Annotated in this window: 18 protein-coding genes; 13 read left to right on the forward strand and 5 right to left on the reverse strand. The window is 40.4% G+C overall.

Annotated features, from left to right (window positions below):
* Nucleotides 1-79: 79 nt before the first annotated feature.
* Nucleotides 80-1522 carry a M20/M25/M40 family metallo-hydrolase gene (locus G3R48_RS01600; protein WP_153660940.1) on the reverse strand — a complete coding sequence of 481 codons (1443 nt, stop codon included), beginning with the start codon at nt 1520-1522 and terminating at the stop codon, nt 80-82.
* A 134-nt stretch (nt 1523-1656) separates the two neighbouring features.
* On the opposite strand from G3R48_RS01600, the gene G3R48_RS01605 reads away from it, so the two are divergent.
* Complete coding sequence (locus G3R48_RS01605; RefSeq protein ID WP_153660938.1) at nt 1657-1953, forward strand: ArsR/SmtB family transcription factor; 297 nt, start codon at nt 1657-1659, stop codon at nt 1951-1953.
* 258 nt (nt 1954-2211) lie between these two features.
* On the opposite strand, the gene rpsT is transcribed toward G3R48_RS01605, so the two are convergent.
* Entirely contained in the window at nt 2212-2478 is a 267-nt protein-coding gene (rpsT, locus tag G3R48_RS01610; RefSeq protein ID WP_153660937.1) for a 30S ribosomal protein S20, read from the reverse strand.
* Nucleotides 2479-2736: 258 nt separating this feature from the next.
* Here rpsT and murJ point away from each other — a divergent pair, with 258 nt between their 5' ends.
* From murJ to G3R48_RS01665, 11 genes are all read left to right on the forward strand, one after another.
* Complete coding sequence (gene murJ / locus G3R48_RS01615) at nt 2737-4296, forward strand: murein biosynthesis integral membrane protein MurJ (protein ID WP_153660935.1); 1560 nt, start codon at nt 2737-2739, stop codon at nt 4294-4296.
* Between the two features lie 75 nt (nt 4297-4371).
* Nucleotides 4372-5307, forward strand: a complete 936-nt coding sequence (gene ribF, locus G3R48_RS01620) for a bifunctional riboflavin kinase/FAD synthetase (RefSeq protein ID WP_153660933.1) — start codon at nt 4372-4374, stop codon at nt 5305-5307.
* A 49-nt stretch (nt 5308-5356) separates the two neighbouring features.
* A complete protein-coding gene (gene ileS / locus G3R48_RS01625; protein WP_153660931.1) occupies nt 5357-8176 on the forward strand; it encodes an isoleucine--tRNA ligase in 2820 nt (939 codons plus the stop codon).
* A gap of 9 nt (nt 8177-8185) precedes the next feature.
* The gene (gene lspA / locus G3R48_RS01630) at nt 8186-8680 is read left to right on the forward strand and encodes a signal peptidase II (protein WP_153660929.1); all 495 of its coding nucleotides are present in this window, start codon (nt 8186-8188) and stop codon (nt 8678-8680) included.
* 15 nt (nt 8681-8695) lie between these two features.
* Entirely contained in the window at nt 8696-9124 is a 429-nt protein-coding gene (fkpB, locus tag G3R48_RS01635; protein ID WP_153660927.1) for an FKBP-type peptidyl-prolyl cis-trans isomerase, read from the forward strand.
* A 10-nt stretch (nt 9125-9134) separates the two neighbouring features.
* Nucleotides 9135-10094: a 4-hydroxy-3-methylbut-2-enyl diphosphate reductase gene (gene ispH, locus G3R48_RS01640; protein WP_153660925.1), complete on the forward strand. Its 960-nt coding sequence runs from the start codon at nt 9135-9137 to the stop codon at nt 10092-10094.
* A gap of 233 nt (nt 10095-10327) precedes the next feature.
* Complete coding sequence (gene pilV / locus G3R48_RS01645; protein WP_153660923.1) at nt 10328-10906, forward strand: type IV pilus modification protein PilV; 579 nt, start codon at nt 10328-10330, stop codon at nt 10904-10906.
* 9 nt (nt 10907-10915) lie between these two features.
* A complete protein-coding gene (locus G3R48_RS01650) occupies nt 10916-11917 on the forward strand; it encodes a PilW family protein (protein ID WP_153660921.1) in 1002 nt (333 codons plus the stop codon).
* A 46-nt stretch (nt 11918-11963) separates the two neighbouring features.
* A complete protein-coding gene (locus G3R48_RS01655) occupies nt 11964-12404 on the forward strand; it encodes a pilus assembly PilX family protein (RefSeq protein WP_212593194.1) in 441 nt (146 codons plus the stop codon).
* Between the two features lie 2 nt (nt 12405-12406).
* Complete coding sequence (locus tag G3R48_RS01660; protein ID WP_153660917.1) at nt 12407-15934, forward strand: pilus assembly protein; 3528 nt, start codon at nt 12407-12409, stop codon at nt 15932-15934.
* Between the two features lies 1 nt (nt 15935).
* Nucleotides 15936-16358 carry a type IV pilin protein gene (locus G3R48_RS01665; protein ID WP_153660915.1) on the forward strand — a complete coding sequence of 141 codons (423 nt, stop codon included), beginning with the start codon at nt 15936-15938 and terminating at the stop codon, nt 16356-16358.
* Between the two features lie 50 nt (nt 16359-16408).
* Here the strand turns inward: G3R48_RS01665 and G3R48_RS01670 are convergent, their stop codons facing one another.
* Nucleotides 16409-16921, reverse strand: coding sequence for a GspH/FimT family pseudopilin (locus G3R48_RS01670; RefSeq protein WP_153662057.1), 513 nt, complete (start codon nt 16919-16921; stop codon nt 16409-16411).
* A gap of 89 nt (nt 16922-17010) precedes the next feature.
* Entirely contained in the window at nt 17011-17529 is a 519-nt protein-coding gene (locus G3R48_RS01675; protein WP_246504581.1) for a GspH/FimT family pseudopilin, read from the reverse strand.
* 404 nt (nt 17530-17933) lie between these two features.
* On the opposite strand from G3R48_RS01675, the gene G3R48_RS01680 reads away from it, so the two are divergent.
* Nucleotides 17934-18272, forward strand: coding sequence for a P-II family nitrogen regulator (locus G3R48_RS01680; RefSeq protein ID WP_153660911.1), 339 nt, complete (start codon nt 17934-17936; stop codon nt 18270-18272).
* A 173-nt stretch (nt 18273-18445) separates the two neighbouring features.
* Here the strand turns inward: G3R48_RS01680 and G3R48_RS01685 are convergent, their stop codons facing one another.
* On the reverse strand, nt 18446-19459 hold the full coding sequence (locus tag G3R48_RS01685) for a LacI family DNA-binding transcriptional regulator (RefSeq protein ID WP_153660909.1): 1014 nt from the start codon (nt 19457-19459) through the stop codon (nt 18446-18448).
* Between the last annotated feature and the right edge of the window lie 8 nt (nt 19460-19467).

Below are 19467 nucleotides of genomic sequence, written 5' to 3' on the forward strand. Positions count from 1 at the left end.
GTATGGTAAACCGCAAGTGCTCTGAGCTTTACCATACCGCCGGTTTTCTTAGTTTGATTACAAGTAGCGCACTTAGGCTTTATTGATTTGCTTTTGGCTGTACCAATGGGCGTAAATCAATTGTCGATTGGGCCATAGTGTAAGCAAATTGCGCATAAACAGCCACGTTTTGTGCTAATGCCTCTGGGTCAATTTTATCTAATGTGTCATTTGGTGTGTGGTGGTAATCAAAGTAATCAGTACCATCTTGTCTTAATGATGCAACTGGCACACCTAACTTGGGTAGCATAGATACGTCTGGGCCGCCGTAAGCATTGTTATTTCCTGGCGCAACACCCACTTCGCTAAGCAATGCATGTTCTTGTAACACTTTATCGACTACCTCAGGGTTCACCTTGACATCTAATTGATAAATTCTTCCTGCACCAAAATCTGACTCTGTAGCGATGTAATGTTTTGCCATTTCCTGAGCATGTGCTTTGGCATAGGCTTTACCTCCCACAAGTCCCAGTTCTTCAGCTGCATATAGTACGACTCTTATGGTTCTAGCTGGTTTTTGTGGTAAATCTTGTATTAACTTACCTGCAGCCGCCACAATGGCGACACCTGCACCATCATCAATTGCACCTGTACCTTCATCCCATGAGTCTAAATGCGCGCTAATAAGAACAACTTCTTCAGGTTTAGTACTGCCGGTCACCTCAGCAATAACGTTATAAGAGGTGGCAACTCCGCGGTTTTGAGAGGATAGGTTTAGTGATAATGTGATGGGTTGCTGACGCTTTAGCATGGCGTTAATTAAGTCTGCATCTGGGTTTGACATTGCTGCCGCAGGAATTTTAACTACGTCATTTTGATAACGCATCATGCCAGTATGTGCCATACGGTCGTGATCAGTACCAATTGAGCGAATAACAACCGCAACCGCGCCTTTCTTCGCAGCTTCTACTGCGCCTTTTGAGCGGCCGCCGACAGTCATCACATAGCCTTTAGCTGTACGATGGCGCTCCGTTTTATGATCGATAAAAACAATTTTACCTTTTACGTCAGCGGCGTTAGCTTCGATTAGAGACTGTAAATCGTCAAAGCGGATAATTGGGGCCGTTATACCTTCTTTAGGTGTAGCAACACTGCCACCGAGCGCGGTAATAACCAATGGTTGTGGATAAGGTGCGGTAATACTGGCCGATGCATAACCACGAAGCCAAACAGGTACTTGTACAGGTTCTTTATAAACTTTATCAAACCCAAGGTGCGTGAGCTTTTTTACTGCCCAATCTACTGCAATTAGATCTTGCTCGGTGCCAGCAAGCCTTGGGCCAACTTCTACGGTTAATGACTCGACAATGTCATAGGCTAAGGTAGAGTTCAGAGCCTGTTTTGCTAATTGACGGTTGATAGTCGCGTTGGCTTCAATGGTTGGGGTGGTTGCATTTTGGGGTGAGTTGTTGTCAAGTTGTTGGCAACCACTGATAAGTCCAACAGATAGTGCCCATAGGACTACAAAAGCTTTTTGTTTCATGATTTTCCTTTCATTTTATTATCTAAGTCTCACTTTTTTTTACAATCTAACAAAAAGTGTGCTTCATGTCCCGACTCTATTTTTAAGGTAACGCTATATTAGTCTTGGGTTAGTTGAGGAGATAGAAGGAAGTCATGAACATAGAAAAAATGCAGCAGCAAGCAGATCATGCAGTAGTGTTGTTAAAAGCATTAGCTAACGAGCGCCGACTGTTTATTTTGTGTCATTTGTTAAATGAAGGGGAGATGTGTGTTGGCGAAATGAACAAGAAACTTGGTCTTAGTCAATCGGCATTATCTCAACATCTTGCGTGGTTACGTAAAGACAATTTAGTTTGTACTCGAAAAGAGGCTCAAACCGTATTTTATTCCCTAAAGAGTTTAGAGGTTCGCGAGTTAATCCAAGTTCTGGATAACATGTATTGTCATTAATTTTATATTAAATTAATAAATAGAAACTAACCTAATATTGACGCCTTAATATCATCACTATGAATATTGGGGCGTTTTTTTATGGATGGTATTTTTGAGCCCCGTCATTTTACTCGCGATGAAAAGCGATTTGATGGGAGATTAATATTCAATTAAGGTCATTAATCAATAACCAGAATATGTGAGTGATTTTATTGATAACGAATGTTAAGCAAAAAAAAACCGGCCTAAGCCGGTTTTTGGTATTCAATGAAAAAATTAAGCAACAAGTGCTTTAATTTTTGCATTTAGACGCGCTTTTTGACGAGCGGCTTTATTCTTATGAATAAGACCTTTAGTCGCCATACGGTCAACGATCGGTTGTGCAACTGCGAACGCTTCTGTAGCCGCTTTGTGGTCACCGCTCTGAATAGCAGCGATAACTTTTTTCACGTAAGTGCGTAACATTGAGCGACGGCTTGCGTTATGCTGGCGACGCTTCTCAGATTGAAGCGCGCGCTTCTTTGCAGACTTGCTATTAGCCAAGGTGCAACTCCTAAAAACTGGATTTGATACTTTTAAAGGCCGAGGAATATGCCTGCTTTTAATCATTTTGTCAATAATTATGTTTGAATAATCGTCATTTAAACAAATTAATCAAACGAGCATGCTTATCTTCAACCCAACTCGTGTAAAATGTGGCGCAATTCTATCAGCTCTTATTCATCTGTGACAGAGCTGTAATAGAATATTTGTCATAAAAATGATTATTTTTTGGAGTCATGGTGAAGTTTTGGAGGCCATTTGAGCAAAAAGCTGTTTAAGTCTGGGATGATAGTTAGTTTCATGACATTGATATCCCGCGTATTAGGTTTGGTGAGAGATGTTGTTATTGCCAACTTAATGGGCGCAGGAAGTAACGCCGACGTTTTTATATTTGCCAATAAGATCCCTAACTTCTTACGTAGATTATTTGCTGAAGGAGCCTTTGCCCAAGCATTTGTTCCTGTTTTAACTGAGTATCAGGAAAAACACACTGAAGAAGAAACTCGAGTGTTACTTAGTAAAGTTGCGGGTACGTTAGGTGGCTTGGTATCCATCGTGACCCTAATTGGTGTGATTGGCTCGCCAATATTAGCGGCATTATTTGGTGGTGGCTGGTTTATACAGTGGCTTAATGATGGCCCTGATGCAGCTAAATTTGAACAAGCACAGTTGATGCTGAAAATTACCTTTCCCTATTTGTGGTTTATTACCTTTACCGCACTGGCAGGCTCTATCTTAAACACCCGAGGACGATTTGCGGTTTCTGCTTTTACGCCTGTATTTTTGAATATTTCCATTATTGCATTTGCACTATGGTATGCACCAACGCTTCCTAGTCCTGAAATCGGTTTGGCTTGGGGGGTTTTTGTTGGTGGCTTAGTTCAGTTTTTATTTCAAATTCCATTCTTATTAAAAGAGAATGCGTTGGTTAAACCTTCTTGGGGATGGCAGCATCCTGGCGTTGTGAAAATAAGAACGTTAATGATCCCAGCATTATTTGGGGTGTCGGTATCTCAAATCAACCTGTTATTTGACACGTTCATCGCCTCTTTTTTAATGACAGGTTCTATTAGTTGGCTATATTACTCTGACCGTCTGCTTGAGTTTCCATTAGGGTTATTTGGGATTGCCATTGCGACAGTGATTTTACCTGCGTTATCTAAAAAGCATATTAATAATGAAGCGAAAGATTTTGGGTTGACCATGGATTGGGGGGTCAAGTCTATTATGTTACTTGGCGTGCCTGCAATGATGGGACTTATCGTATTGGCTCAGCCTATGTTAATGGTGCTTTTTATGCGTGGTGCATTTGGTATCACCGATGTAGAGATGGCATCGTATAGTTTAATTGCTTATGGAAGTGGTTTATTTAGTTTTATGATCATTAAAGTTTTAGCGCCAGGTTATTACTCGCGCCAAGACACAAAAACGCCGGTAAAATATGGCATTATTGCTATGGTCAGTAATATGGTATTCAATTTAATTTTGGCCATTCCGTTCGGTTATGTTGGTTTAGCTATTGCTACATCAATGTCGGCATTGTTGAATGCGACATTATTGTATCGTGGATTGCATAAGTTGGGTGTATATCGGGTTACTCGTTCAACGATTATCTTTGCTGTACAAGTGGTGTTTGCTGCAGCAATAATGGTGGCGGTAATTTTATTTAATTTACCGAGTCAAGCTCAGTGGTTAGATTGGGCATTCACACAACGCGCTTGGATGTTATCCGTGTTAATTTTTGGTGGTGCGGTTGCTTATTTATTGAGCTTGGCTTTGCTTGGCGTTAGACCTCGACATTTGAAGGCAACGGTTTAATGCGTGTGTGACTTTATGTGAAGGGTTGTTTGGGTATATAATCTGCCGATTTATTAATATTAGAATCTAGGTGTAATGGAATTAATTCGCGGAATACATAATATTTCACCTGCTCATCATGGCTGCGTTCTCACTATCGGTAATTTCGATGGCGTGCATCGTGGTCATGCTCAGGTGATAAAGAATTTGGTCGATAAAGCTCACCATTTTCAATTGCCTGCGATGCTAATGACCTTTGAGCCTCAACCTCGAGAACTGTTTTTAGGCGATAAAGCGCCCGCGAGAATTAGTTTATTGAGAGATAAAATGCAGTTACTTGATGAACTTGGCATTGAGAAACTAATTTGTATTAACTTTACACCTGCTTTTGCCAAACAACCGGCAGATGCTTTTATTGAAGACTTGCTCGTTAAAAAACTGGGTGTTAAATACCTTGTTGTCGGTGATGATTTTTGCTTCGGTAAAGGTCGTGAAGGCAATTTTAATATGTTACTAAAAGCAGGGGTAAAGCATGGGTTTACTGTTGTCAGTACTCAAAGTTTTATCGTTGGCTCGCAACGCGTCAGTTCAACTGCAGTACGTGAACAATTAGCGTTAGGGCATTTAGAGCAAGCAAGACGTTTATTAGGACACCCCGTATTATTAAATGGCCGCGTTGCTCATGGTCAAAAATTGGGGCGTACTATTGGTTTTCCAACGGCAAATGTGGCTTTAAAAAGACATGTAGTACCTGTTAAAGGCGTGTTTGCTGTCAGGTTAAGTTGGCAAGGGAGTCATCTTTATGAAGGCGTTGCTAACATTGGTTACCGACCAACAGTACAAGGGCAAACATGCCAGTTAGAAGTACACTTATTTGATTTTGATGGCGATCTTTATGGTAAACGCGTCAAAGTAGAATTAGTCGCTAAAATCCGAGATGAGCAACCTTTTAGTTCCTTGGATGCGTTAAAGAAACAAATTATAAATGATGCAAATGAAGCAAAAGCTTTATTTAGTAATGATGCTAGTTGAGCAATTCAACTGACAGAACAATACAGTTTAAATAAACGGTGTGGGATCAATGACCGACTATAAATCTACTCTAAACTTACCGGAAACAGAGTTTCCGATGCGCGGCAATTTGGCTAATCGTGAGCCAAAAATGTTATCTCGTTGGACAGAAGAGGGGCTTTATCAAAAGATCCGCGACAGCCGAAGTGGTCGTGACCCATTTATTCTTCATGATGGTCCGCCTTATGCTAATGGTAGTATTCATATTGGTCACTCAGTTAACAAAATTCTAAAAGACATTATTGTTAAAGCTAAAACCATGTCTGGTTTTGATGCACCTTACATTCCTGGTTGGGATTGTCATGGTCTACCGATTGAGCTTAAAGTTGAGCAGAAAGTAGGTAAACCAGGCAAAAAAGTCACCAGTGCTGAGTTCCGTGAAGAATGTCGTAAGTACGCTAAAACGCAGGTAGAAGGCCAGCGTGATGACTTTATTCGTCTAGGTGTATTAGGTGATTGGAATAATCCTTACCTAACCATGGATTTTGCGACTGAAGCTAATATTGTTCGTTCTTTGTCTAAAGTGATTAAAAGCGGTCATTTACACAAAGGGGTGAAACCTGTTCATTGGTGTACTGATTGTGGTTCTGCATTAGCTGAAGCTGAAGTGGAATATGAAGATAAAACATCACCTGCAATTGACGTGGCATTTAATGCTGTTGATAGCCAAGCCGTCGCGGCTAAATTTGGTGTCGAAGTCACCGGCGATATCGCCATGGTTATTTGGACAACCACACCTTGGACATTACCTGCTAACCGTGCATTGTCAATTAGCCCTGAATTAGATTATTCATTGGTTGAATTAACGAAAGATGACAACACTCAAACGGTTATTTTAGCGCAAGTATTGATTGAGTCTTGTGTTGAGCGTTTTGGCGCGCAAAGTCACAAAGTTTTAGCGGAAGTCAAAGGGGCGCAGTTAGAACTTATGCGCTTTAATCATCCTTTTTATGCCTTTGATGTGCCGGCTATTTTAGGTGACCACGTTACAACTGATGCCGGTACAGGTATTGTTCATACCGCTCCTGGTCACGGTCAAGATGACTTTGTAGTAGGTCAAAAATATAACCTTGAAGTGGCTAACCCTGTTGGTGACAACGGTGTTTATAAAGCCGATACCGAAATATTTGCCGGTCAACATGTGTTTAAAGCGAATGATAATGTCGTTGCGCTGCTTGAAGAAAAAGGCGTGTTGTTGAGCCATGTTGCTTATCGCCACAGTTACCCTCATTGCTGGCGTCATAAAACCCCAATTATTTTCCGTGCAACACCGCAGTGGTTTATTTCAATGGACAATAATGGTCTGCGCAAGCAAGCCTTATCAGAAATTGCACAAACCCAGTGGTTGCCTGATTGGGGACAAAACCGTATTGAAAAAATGGTTGAAAACCGTCCTGACTGGTGTATTTCACGTCAACGTACGTGGGGGGTGCCTATCACGTTATTTGTTCACCGTGAAACTGAAGAGTTACACCCTGATAGCGTGTCATTAATGGAACGTGTTGCTCATAAAATTGAACAACAAGGTATTCAAGCGTGGTGGGATCTTGATGCAAGCGAGTTACTCGGTGATGAAGCTGAGCAGTATCGTAAAGTAACCGACACATTAGATGTTTGGTATGACTCCGGTTCAACGTTCTCAACAGTTGTTGATTCTCGCCCTGAATTTAATGGCCACGGTGTCGACTTATATTTAGAAGGCAGTGATCAACATCGTGGTTGGTTTATGTCATCGTTAATGATTTCAACTGCTATGAACGGTAAAGCGCCATACAAACAGGTGCTGACTCATGGTTTCACTGTTGATGGTAAAGGCAGAAAAATGTCTAAGTCTATTGGTAATGTGATTACACCATTGCAAGTAACCAATAAATTAGGCGCTGACATTCTGCGTTTATGGGTGGCAGCAACCGATTACAGCGGTGAAATGACCGTTTCTGATGAAATCTTAAATCGTAGCGCAGATGCTTATCGCCGTATTCGTAACACAGCCCGTTTCTTATTAGCTAACTTAAATGGCTTCAACCCAGAAACCGATATGGTGGCTTCTGAAGACATGGTTGCTCTTGACCGTTGGGTTGTTCGCCGCGCAGCAGCACTGCAAGAAGAAATTATTGCCGCTTACGACCAATATAACTTCCATCAGGTTACGCAAAAATTAATGCAGTTCTGCTCTGTAGAATTAGGTTCGTTCTACTTAGATATCATTAAAGATCGTCAATATACTGCTAAGCAAGAAGGTCATGCTCGTCGTAGCTGTCAATCTGCCTTATATCAAATTTCAGAAGCCATGGTGCGTTGGATGACACCTATTTTAAGCTTTACTGCAGATGAAATTTGGCAGTTATTACCTGGTGAGCGTAGTGAGTATGTGTTCACTGAAGAGTGGTATCAAGGCCTTAACGCCGTTACTCTTGAGTCTGACTTAAGTGATGAGTATTGGGCTCAGCTATTGGCCGTGCGTAATGAAGTGAACAAAGTACTTGAACAAGCTCGTCGTGATAAACGTATCGGTGGTTCTTTAGAGGCAAATGTTACTTTATACGCGGCGAGTGATTTGGTCGCTGAATTAACCAAAGTAGGTGATGAACTTCGCTTTGTATTGCTCACATCGAAAGTAACGGTTGCTGATATTGCCCAAGCGGGTGATGATGCGGTTGATACAGAGCTGGCAACATTAAAATTATCGGTAGTGAAAAGTGAAGCGCAAAAATGTGAACGCTGTTGGCATTACCGTGAAGAGGTTGGCACTATCGATTCTCACCCTACACTTTGTCATCGTTGCGTTACCAATATTGAAGGTGACGGCGAACAACGTGAATTTGCTTAAGGACAAATAATGCCTCTTACGTTAAAAGAAAGTGGCATTCGTTGGTATTGGGTAGCTGTATTGGCATTTATTGCTGATCAGCTATCTAAGCAATGGGTGTTAAGTCATTTCAAATTGTATGAATCAGTTAATTTACTGCCTTTTTTTAATTTTACTTATGTTCAAAACCCGGGTGCAGCATTCAGTTTTTTGAGTGATGCAGGTGGGTGGCAAATTTGGTTTTTTTCAACCATCGCGGTTGGTTTTAGTGTCATTTTAACTTACTGGTTACGTAAACAACCAGCAAGTATGTGGCGTGCAAATTTGGCTTACACCTTAATTATTGGTGGAGCATTAGGTAATCTTGTTGATCGTTTGCAGCATGGCTTTGTGGTTGATTTTCTAGATTTTTATTGGAAAACGGCTCATTTTCCAGCATTCAATATCGCTGACTCAGCCATATTTATTGGTGCTGTATTAATCATCTGGGAATCTTTTACACAAGATAATAAACCATCACAATAAGGACTCTGTGACCGCATGACACAAGTGAATGCTATTGTTTGCCATATGAATATTAAGTTAGAAGATGGCTCTACTGCTGACAGTACTCAAGCTTCAGGTAAACCTGCTAAGTTAATTCTTGGCGATCAAAGTTTAAGCCCTGCGTTTGAGGCTGAAATTAAACAACTTAATGTCGGTGAAAAACACACATTCACTTTAGAGGCGGTTGATGCCTTTGGTGAGTCAAACCCCGATTCAATTCATTATCTTGATAAGACGCGCTTTCCTGCTGATATGACACTTGAAGAAGGTGTCATTGTTAGCTTTGCTGGACCTCATGACAGTGAAATTGCAGGGATTATTCGCAATGTTGCGGGCGACTCTGTCACCGTGGATTTAAATCATCCGTTAGCAGGACATGCGATTACGTTTGAATTAGATGTTGTTGACGTTCTAACTCAATAGGATACCGATTATGTTAAAAGTGGACCCAACCTCACCAGAGTTAAATATTCTGCTGGCTAACCCTCGTGGTTTTTGCGCTGGGGTAGACAGAGCCATTAGTATTGTTGAGCGTGCGTTAGAGTTATTTGAGCCACCTATTTATGTGCGCCATGAAGTGGTACATAACCGCTATGTGGTTGAAAACTTAAAGCAACGTGGCGCAATTTTTGTAGATGAGTTAGAGCAAGTACCGGATCAAAGCATTGTTATTTTTAGTGCTCATGGTGTTTCACAGGCTGTTCGTCAAAAAGCAAAAGCTCGCGGCTTAAAGGTGTTCGATGCGACGTGTCCTTTAGTGACAAAAGTACATTTGCAAGTAACCCGAGCAAGTCGTAAAGGTATTGAGTGCATTTTGATTGGTCATGCTGGTCATCCTGAAGTTGAAGGTACAATGGGGCAATACGACAACCGTAAAGGTGGCGTGTATTTAATCGAGTCCCCTGAAGATGTTGTGTCGCTGCAAGTTAAAAACCCTGAAAATTTATGCTTTGTTACTCAAACAACGCTGTCAGTTGATGACACGTTAGATATTATTTCAGCATTGCAAGCGCGATTCCCATCAATAGAAGGGCCGAGAAAAGACGATATTTGTTATGCGACTCAAAATCGACAAGATGCGGTAAGAAGCTTATCTAGTGATGTCGATTTAATGATTGTCGTGGGGTCGAAAAACAGCTCAAATTCAAATCGATTGCGTGAGCTTGCTGAAAAACAAAAAATTCAAGCTTATTTAGTTGATACTGCCGTGGACGTAGAAGCTAATTGGTTTGATGGTGTAAATCGTGTTGCCGTCACCGCGGGGGCGTCAGCGCCTGAGGTTTTAGTGCAACAGGTCGTAGAGGCCATTGCGGCATTAGCGCCAAGCGCTGTGACTGAGGTAGAAGGGCGAAAAGAGGATACTGTTTTTGCTGTTCCTGCCGAGTTAAGGTAAAAATTAACCTTAGAAACAATAAAACCTAAAGCAATGCTTTAGGTTTTATTGTTTCTAAGGCACAGTAATTTAACAACTTTTACAATAAGTCTTTAGGATGAATATATAAGTGCTAGTTAATATATGTATTTGATACTAGATGAGTCGATGTAAGTCGGTTATGATGGATAATTAATCATCGTAGTGTAAGTTTAAGATTTTAAAAGATTATCGTACATTGCCAATGCGTAAATATGGCAATTTATGGAGGGTTGACGTTGAAGTCAATTAAGCAGAACGGATTTTCATTAATTGAGGTACTTGTTTCCCTTGTCATCCTTGTGGTGGGATTAATTGGGGTTTTTAACCTGCATATTGTATCTAAACAGGGCAGCTTTGAGTCATTTCAACAAACTCAAGCTTCGTATTATGCCAACGATATCCTAAATAGAATGCGCTTAAATGTGAGCGAGCTTGCTAATTACGGCTCAAGTACTGGCACAAGCTACAACGGTAAGTCGTTAATTGTTCCAGGAAAACTTTGCATCAATGGTGCCGTGTGCAATGCAGCTGAAATGCGTCAATGGGATTTATATGATTGGCAAAAATCTTTCATAGGTGATGCAGAAGTTTCCCAAGGTGACAGTGTCGGAGGGTTACCAGTGCCTATCGCGTGTATTTTTGTTGATGGTAATAATGTGTCTGTAGTGATGACATGGCAAAGCGTGCGTAAAATGAGTAGCTCAGATCAAGCGCAATCTGGCAATGTTAAAGCTTGTGGTGGCACATACGACAAGAAAAGGATTTACGAAATTGAAACTGCAATTTTCTAGGTGCACATTATGAAATTACTGCATTCTCTACAACGAGGTATGTCATTAGTTGAACTAATGGTGGCAATGTTCATTAGTTTATTTCTCACTGCTGGGCTTTTTTCAATGTTCAGCATGTCATCATCAAATGTGACAACCACAAGTCAATTTAATCAACTACAAGAAAATGGTCGTATTGCGCTGACATTAATGGAGCGGGATATCAACCAACTTGGTTTTTTCGGTGATTTAACTGGCACTGAAATGTTGGTAAATGTGAATACCACCAATACCGCAACGAATGTTACATCAGATTGTGTTGGGGCAGGGATTAATAACGAAACCTTTCCTGTCGATGTTCCTGCTCACTTTAGGCGCCTTTGGGGCTTTGAGTATAAAACAACGGTAGATATGCAATGTACATCGGCGTTAACACCGGATAAAGGCACGGATGTATTACAAATTAAACGCTTGATGGGCCCTGCTTCAACGCCTCCTTTAGAGAGTAACCGCTACTATGCTTCTGTCACCGCTAATGAAATTCACTTTTTTAATGGCAGTGATACGCCACCAACGACATTAAATAGCCGAATTTGGGAATATCAACATCATGTGTATTTTGTTGAAACTGACAATCGTATTCCTGTGCTTAAGCGTCGTTCATTGAATATCTCAAAAGGGATGAGTAACGAGGAACAATTAGTTGAAGGTATTGAGAACGTTAGAGTCTTGTATGGATTTGATAATGACGGTGATTCAACCCCCGATGCTTTTATGCCTGCAGAAGATGTATCAAATTTTATGTGGGATAACCAAGGTTTTCAGCGCTTAGTTGCGGTGAAAATTTTTGTATTAGTGCGGTCTATCCAGCCTGATAGGTCGTATACCAATGATGTCACCTATACTTTAGGTGATAAACAAATTAGCGGTGCAAGCAGTAGTACCAATTCTGATCCTGATTATGATCATTATCGTCGTCGTGTAATGTCTACAACTGTTGTATTGGAAAACCCAGTTTTAATTAGAAGCTAATAACAAACAAATAAAAACTACAAAGGTGAATTTGATGAAGGACTCTATCAAACGCCAACAAGGTGTTGTGCTATTTTTTTCGTTAGTGGTATTAATTTTGATGACCATTATCGGCGTGGCTCTTGCAGTTCATTCAACCCAATCACTCAGGATGTCTGGTGCAGGGAGCGAAAGGGTTGCAGCAACAATGAAAGCCCAAGGTGGCTTGAATACTGTTATTGATAAAAGTGATTTTTATGAGTTCAGTACCACTAATGTTGCAGTTCAAAATACAACAGAACTCAATGGTTCACAGCAAATATCGTTAATGCCTGCAGATGACCCAGGCATTGAAGTGAGTTGTCAAAGGACTGAAAATGCCAGTGCATCAAATTTAATTGGATGCCGGCGTATTGAAATTAATAGTACCGTGGAATTTGGACGTGGTGGTTATGGTGAGTTAACTGTAACGTCAGGGATTGAGCAAGAAGTGCTCAAAGGGAGTTAAGCATGTTTTTAAAACAAATATTTTATACTGGTGTATTTGTTACTTTAGGCAGTGTTGCAGCAACGATTGCGCCAGTGATGGCTGATGATACCGAACTATATGTACTTGAATCGTCAGTACGTAGTAACGATAATCCTCAAGTGCTAATTATTTTAGATACCTCGGGCAGTATGGATACTGATTTTACCGCTCCAACATTCCATTCTCAGCAGGCGCTCACTAACTCAACTAAAATCTTTTTCTCCCATGATGCTAGGCTTGTTCCGACCGCCAGCAGTAATCAATATTTTACGTATGATAAAAATGGTTGTCATGTATCTAAAGATTTTTTAGGTACTTACGGAACCTATACTGGTTATTTTCGCCATTATGATGGCAGCAAGTGGGTAAAGTACCCATTAAATGATGGTTCCGTAATTAACACCGTTGATTGTTATGAGGACATTGCTGAAAAAGTCACTACCAATACTGGTGGCGTTACAGGCTATCCTGTTGATGAGCTAGCATCTCCTTATGATAATGATATTACTAAAGCTGAATTAACAGAATTTGGCTTAGGTGACCCCGTTTATTTGTTTACCAAAGAATACATCGATTGGTTTCATCAAAATAACAAACCCAATGGTTGGGCAAATGGCGATTCTTACACTCGAATGGATGTGGCTAAGCGGGTACTTGAAGAGATTATTGTCAACTCCCCAGGTGTTGATTTTGGTTTAGCTATTTTTAATAAAAACTCTAAAACATCCCAAGATGGTGGTCGAATTATTTCAGGTATTAGTGCTAATAGTATTGCTAATAAAAAGAGCATGATTAAAAGTATTGATGACTCTAAGTCCATTAGTGGTAACTACACGCCATTATGCGAAACATTGTATGAAGCTTATAGTTACTTATATGGTCAACCTGTTAAATTTGGGCATAAAACTTCTGGGTCCAATGACAATCCCAGTTACGACACTAGTATTGAAAACTCGGCGGGTAATACTTATATCAGCCCGTTTGTTAACAAGTATTGCCAATCAAAGGCTTCTATCATTTATGTCACAGATGGCATTCCCAATAAAGATACCAGCGCCGATACAAATATTAAGGCATTACCTGGTATTGATTTAACGGTAGGTGTTGACGTTAAATGGGATAATAAAACAACCACAAACTTATTGCCTTCTATCGCGAAATGGATGTACACCAATGATGTTAATTCAAACATTCCGGGTGTTCAGTCTGTTACTACTCACACCATTGGCTTTAGTTCAGGCGCTGCGGATGCTGCTGAAATTTTACAAGCTACTGCGGATAACGCCGGAGGAAAGTATTACCCTGCTAATTCTGCACAAGAGCTTAAAGCCTCGTTATTGAATGTGTTGGCTGAAATTAACAGCAAAGATGCCAGCTTTTCCGCTCCCTCAGTTGTTCTGGATAAAACTCAAACGGGTGATGCCGCGTACTTTGCTATGTTTTTACCAGGTAAAGGCCCTCGTTGGTCGGGCAATTTAAAGAAGTTTAAAGTTGCAGCTGACGGTGCTGTCATTGATAAAAACGATAAGGATGCAATTGATACCAGTGGCAGTATTGCAAAAGAAGCTTGCCCTTTATGGACTGTTGATTGTTCTGGCTTAGATTATGCTGGTTATAATGTTAGTGATGGTGGTGTCGCGCAAATATTGCGAGATAAGTATAAAACCTCAGTCGCTAACCGTAAGGTGCTTGTTAATACTAGCAGCTCAGGGAATCTTGTTACCTTTAACAAAACCAATATTCAACAAATTAGTAATTTAAATACAGATGAAAAATTATCTGACTTTATGGGCGTCACTGTTGATGCCATTGATTCAACTCTTGACTGGGTAAGAGGCGTAAATGTTGACGCAGAGCCATATAGTGACGATGCGAATGCTACCCCGCCGTATTTAAGACAAGATATTATTGGCGATCCATTACATTCCAGACCTTTAGTGATTAACTTTGGTAATGAGACTGAGCCCGATGTGCGTATTTTAATGGGGACTAATCATGGTTTTATGCACATGTTCAAAGATACTGAAAAAGATGGCACGGGTTCGGTGGAAGAGTCGTGGGCATTTATGCCATCTGAATTACTTGGCAACCTAAAAGGATTACGTGATAACCCAAGCACTGGTGTGCATTCTATTTATGGTATCGATAGCTCTCCAGTTTCATACCTTGAAAGAGACTCGAACGGTAAGGTGAGTAAGGCATGGGTGTATTTTGGTATGCGCCGTGGTGGGAGTTCATATTATGCGCTTGATGTCAGTGTACCAGACTCACCAAAATTGAAATGGATTAAAAGTAACGACAACTACGCAGTATTGGGTGAAAGTTGGGCTGAGCCTGTAATTACTAAAATCGCCGGTTGGCCTGCAGGGGCGTTAACGGCAAGTGATGCAGAACCTGTTTTAGTTATCGGTGCTGGTTATAACGCCACAACTAAAGACGGTGCAAGTGTTGGTGCTGATGATACGCATGGTGCTGGTGTCGTTATTCTTGCAGCCAGTTCTGGTCAGTTAATTCATCAATTTGGTCAATCGGCATTAGGCGCAAATACCGTTATGCCAGGTTTGACTGATAGTATTCCAAATAAAGTTGCAGTATTAGATAGTAATAACAACCAATTAACCGACAGAATATATGCTACCGATACTGGGGCAAATATTTGGCGTATAGACTTGCCCGGGCTACCCACAGATACCAGTAACCCATGGAGCGCCTATAAGTTTGCTAGTTTAGGTGGTAATACTACAGCGTCTGATATTCGCTTTTTCTCCGAGCCTGTTATTGCTCAAACTGCGTTTAGTAATGTCACTGAACACACCTATACCGACGCGAGTGGTGTTTCACATACCAGTAGTCAATATCAGAATATTCCTTATGATGCTGTCGTTGTGGGGAGTGGCCACCGACCGCATCCTTTAAACAAAGCACGAAATGATCAGTTCTTTGTGTTCCAAGACCGAAACATCGTTTCTAAGTCGTATAGCTCTGCTTCAGGTAACACCACACCGAGTTTATTAACCATTAGTGATTTATATAATGTAACCAGTGAATCGCCGACAACTGAAGCGGAGTTACTTGCTTTTGGTGAAAAGAGAGGCTGGTATTACAATTTTGCTGATGAAGGCGAAAAATCCTTGTCAGCAGCCACTATCGTACAAGGAAGGGTGTTTTTTACCTCTTATGTGCCTGAAATTGGTGCAACCGCAAATGCTTGCTTAATTCCTGGACAAGGTCGGCTATATGGTTTTGACTTACACAAAGGGATTAGGGCATATTCACATAGTGAAGACTATTTTGACATTGGTGAACAAGTACCTGATACGCCAACGCTTATTATTCCTAAGAACGGTGATGATGATAGCTACATGTATCTAATTGGTATTGGTGATGCTGCAAACCAAATGAAAAAAGAAGAGTCAGTTATTGATGACGGCTGTCCTGCTGGAGATAACAGTTGTGTCGGTGGTGGCCTAGGCGTTAATCAAATTTATTATCATTTACACGAGATTTAGCATGACATTGAAGTATAAAAAACACCTTGGTTTTACCTTAATTGAAGTGATGATAACTGTTGTTATTGTTGGTATTTTAGCTTCAATTGCTTATCCATCATATACGCACTTCGTGGCAAAAGGCGCTCGCTCTGATGCGCTATCAGTGTTGATGGATACCGCTAATCGTCAAGAGCAATACTATTTAGACCATAAAACCTACACCAATAATATGCAGCGTTTAGGATTGAATGCGGCGACGACTAACACTGTTTATGAACTAGAAAATGGTTATTATCAGGTGAGTGCACCAACGGCAACAAGCAGTAACTTTGTGCTAAGAGCACAAGCTATTGGAGTTCAAGCTGCAAGAGACAAAGATTGTTTACAGATAGAAATTACTTCAGAAGGTCAAAAAACGCCGACGACCTGTTGGGCAAATTAATTTTGCCCTTTTAGCGAGTTTTACCATTAAGCCAGTTCATTTGAGCTGGCTTAACTGCATGTCACGGTTGTGGTTACCATGCTGGTTTTTCCTGAAATATTAATCGTGATGGCTTTAGCGTATTTACTGCTTTTATCTGCAGGGCAGTACAATATATCTATTTTTGACGTGTTATTGAGCAGTCCATCAGCATTAAACGATATTGGTGATGAGATTGAAACTGAAATGTGGTCTTTATTGTTAAAGCCGCTGTAGTATTTTAGAACTTCAGTGTTGGTGTCAGGTTTCCCATCGCGATCATCATCAATAAATATATGATACCCCTCTATCCAATCACCACTACAGCCAGTTCCGGTCCCTGCACATACACTAATATTTCGGCCATAACTCACCGCTTGGTTACGCGCAAAGGTAATTGAAGACTCAATACCGCTAATGGCAGACTTACTACGGGTGTTGTAATAAGTGTTTGTCAGTGATGGAACAGCAACCGCAACTAAAATTCCAGCCACCACTAATGTGACCATGAGCTCGACTAAGGTGAATCCATTTTGCTGTTTCATGTCATATCCCTTTTGAATGGAGAATTATTATAAGGGATTGTGTGGTTAATTTCAGCTTTGTAAAACTTATGAATGAGAACAAGTTGAGGTTATTTAGTACATGTGATGTTTTGGTTTGTTGAAAAACGAATACGCCCAGCCTGATTGACAATCACTGCTCTTGAATATCTGTTCGATGTGCTTTGTGGGCAGTAGCGAAAAGTCCCATTGGTGCCTGACGCAAAACCATCGATTTGGAATCGAATGGCTTTGCGGTTGTAGTAAGCAATATCTTGGCTGTTAAAAGCAGGCAAAATAGAGATTAATTGATCATCTCCATCTAATTTGTTTCTTGTTCCCGAATCAAAAAATGCGCTCATGCCAGCCTGCCAGTTATTGTCACATTGATTATTGCTTAAAGGACAGACCGTAACATTGCGGCCATAACTTAAAGCATGGTTACGGCTGAACTGAATGAATTGTAGGATACTATGAGCGGCCATTAAGCTACGATATTGGTGTTTTATGGCTAATAAACTTGGGAGTGCGGTTAACGTTAGTGCGGTACTAATAAAAAGTGTTGCCATTAACTCAATTAGGCTAAAGCCAAAATAATATCGGTTCATCATGTCATCCTTGTGAATAAAAAGCCTTTGCGTCCTGCAAGGGTTTTAACAGTATAGGCAATAAAAGGAGTTTTTAAGAAATGACTTTTTTAGATTCAATTCGAAATTATTAAGAAAGTTGTATTCTTTTACAGTAGACTAGGGGCGATAAAATTTTGATCAAAATTGTCATTTTAATTCAAATGTCTAGTGTAAAAGTCCTGTGGTATTGCGCCATCTGTTTACCATTGCTTTCATTTAGCGCACCCTGTTGGCGACTTTTCATTGTTTAAATGCAAGTTTATCTGTTTGACACAAGTCATGCTAAGCAAGGCTGTAACGAAAATCTTGGCAGTTTTAATGGCACAACCTAGCCAACAAAATATCAATAGGTTTAACTAAATTCTCGTATCCAAAGGAGCAAATGAATGAAAAAGGTAGAAGCCATCATAAAACCGTTTAAGTTAGACGACGTACGGGAATCATTGGCGGATATTGGTATTACGGGGATGACTGTTTCAGAAGTTAAAGGTTTCGGGCGTCAAAAAGGCCATACTGAGTTATATCGTGGTGCTGAATACATGGTCGACTTTTTACCAAAAGTAAAAATTGAATTAGTTATCCAAGATGAAGTGCTTGAACAAGCACTTGATGTGATTGTTGATACTGCTCGTACAGGTAAGATTGGCGACGGTAAAATTTTTGTCACTGAAGTTGAACGTGTGATCCGTATTCGTACTGGTGAAGAAAACGAAGACGCGGTTTAAGCGTTGAACAATATGATAAAAAAGCCTCTTTATGAGGTTTTTTTTATCACTTATTTTCGTGTTTTATGTTTACATCATCGTCAAATAACTTCTGCGCCCATTTCTTCATTCCGTTATTCGCGGCTTAACCTCAAAACAAGTTTTAAACGTGCAAACCTTGGCGTAATTAAGCATTAAGTTGGTGAGTAAGTTGAATCACGAATAACCGGACTTGGGGTAAATATTTTGGTTGATTGGGTTAATACTTTACGGTGTTTCTCAATTAATAAGTCAGTTGCCACCTTTGCAATTTCAATATTCGGTTGATGTACCGTGGTTAATTTAGGCCAAGTTTGACGAGAAAACGGACTGTCCTCAAAGCCTACTATGGAGAGATCTTTGGGAATATCTAAGCCGGCAAGTCGCGCCGCAAATAACGCGCCAGCTGCAATTTCATCGTTACAAGCAACAATAGCCGTAGGCTTATTTTCTAAAGCTAATAAGCTGTTAGCACAACGCACACCTGACTCAAATGAATATTGGCCTTGAATAACCCAATCTTCATTTAATGTCATTTTATGTTCGCTTAATGCATCTTTAAAACCATTAAAGCGAGCTTTAGTTGATTCATGATCTTCATCACCACTAATAAAGCCAATATGTCGATGACCCAATTCTATTAAATGCTGAGTAATGGAAATTGCACCGACTTTATCGTTAACTAATACGGTAAGCGTTTCATTTCCATCATTTTCTTCACCAGCGACAATGCGAACGTAATTAGCGCTAATGGCATCTAACGCAGCAAGAATTTTTGGGTCTTCAGACAAGGGGGGGGTTAGCACTAACCCTGCTAACCGAGCTTGTTTGACCATTGAGGTTAATTGTTCACAGATATTTTCACAGCGAGAATCGCAAGGGTTAATAAGCAGTTCAAAGCCTTTATCCTTACACGATGACAAAATACCATTCTGCATATCGATAACGTAATAAGCATTTGAATTATCATAAATAAAGCCAATTACATAAGCGCTGGTACTGGCTAAATTTCTTGCGGCAACATTGGGTTGGTAATTGAGTTCATTAATGGCAGCAGTCACTTTATCAATGGTAACTTGTCTAACTGAAGGTTCTTTATTGGTGACTCTTGATACGGTTTTAATCGAGACGCCAGCATGTTTTGCAACATCGTTAATGGTTACTTTCATAAATAAAA

This window comes from Shewanella intestini (genome assembly GCF_018221465.1).
Classification (GTDB): domain Bacteria; phylum Pseudomonadota; class Gammaproteobacteria; order Enterobacterales; family Shewanellaceae; genus Shewanella; species Shewanella intestini.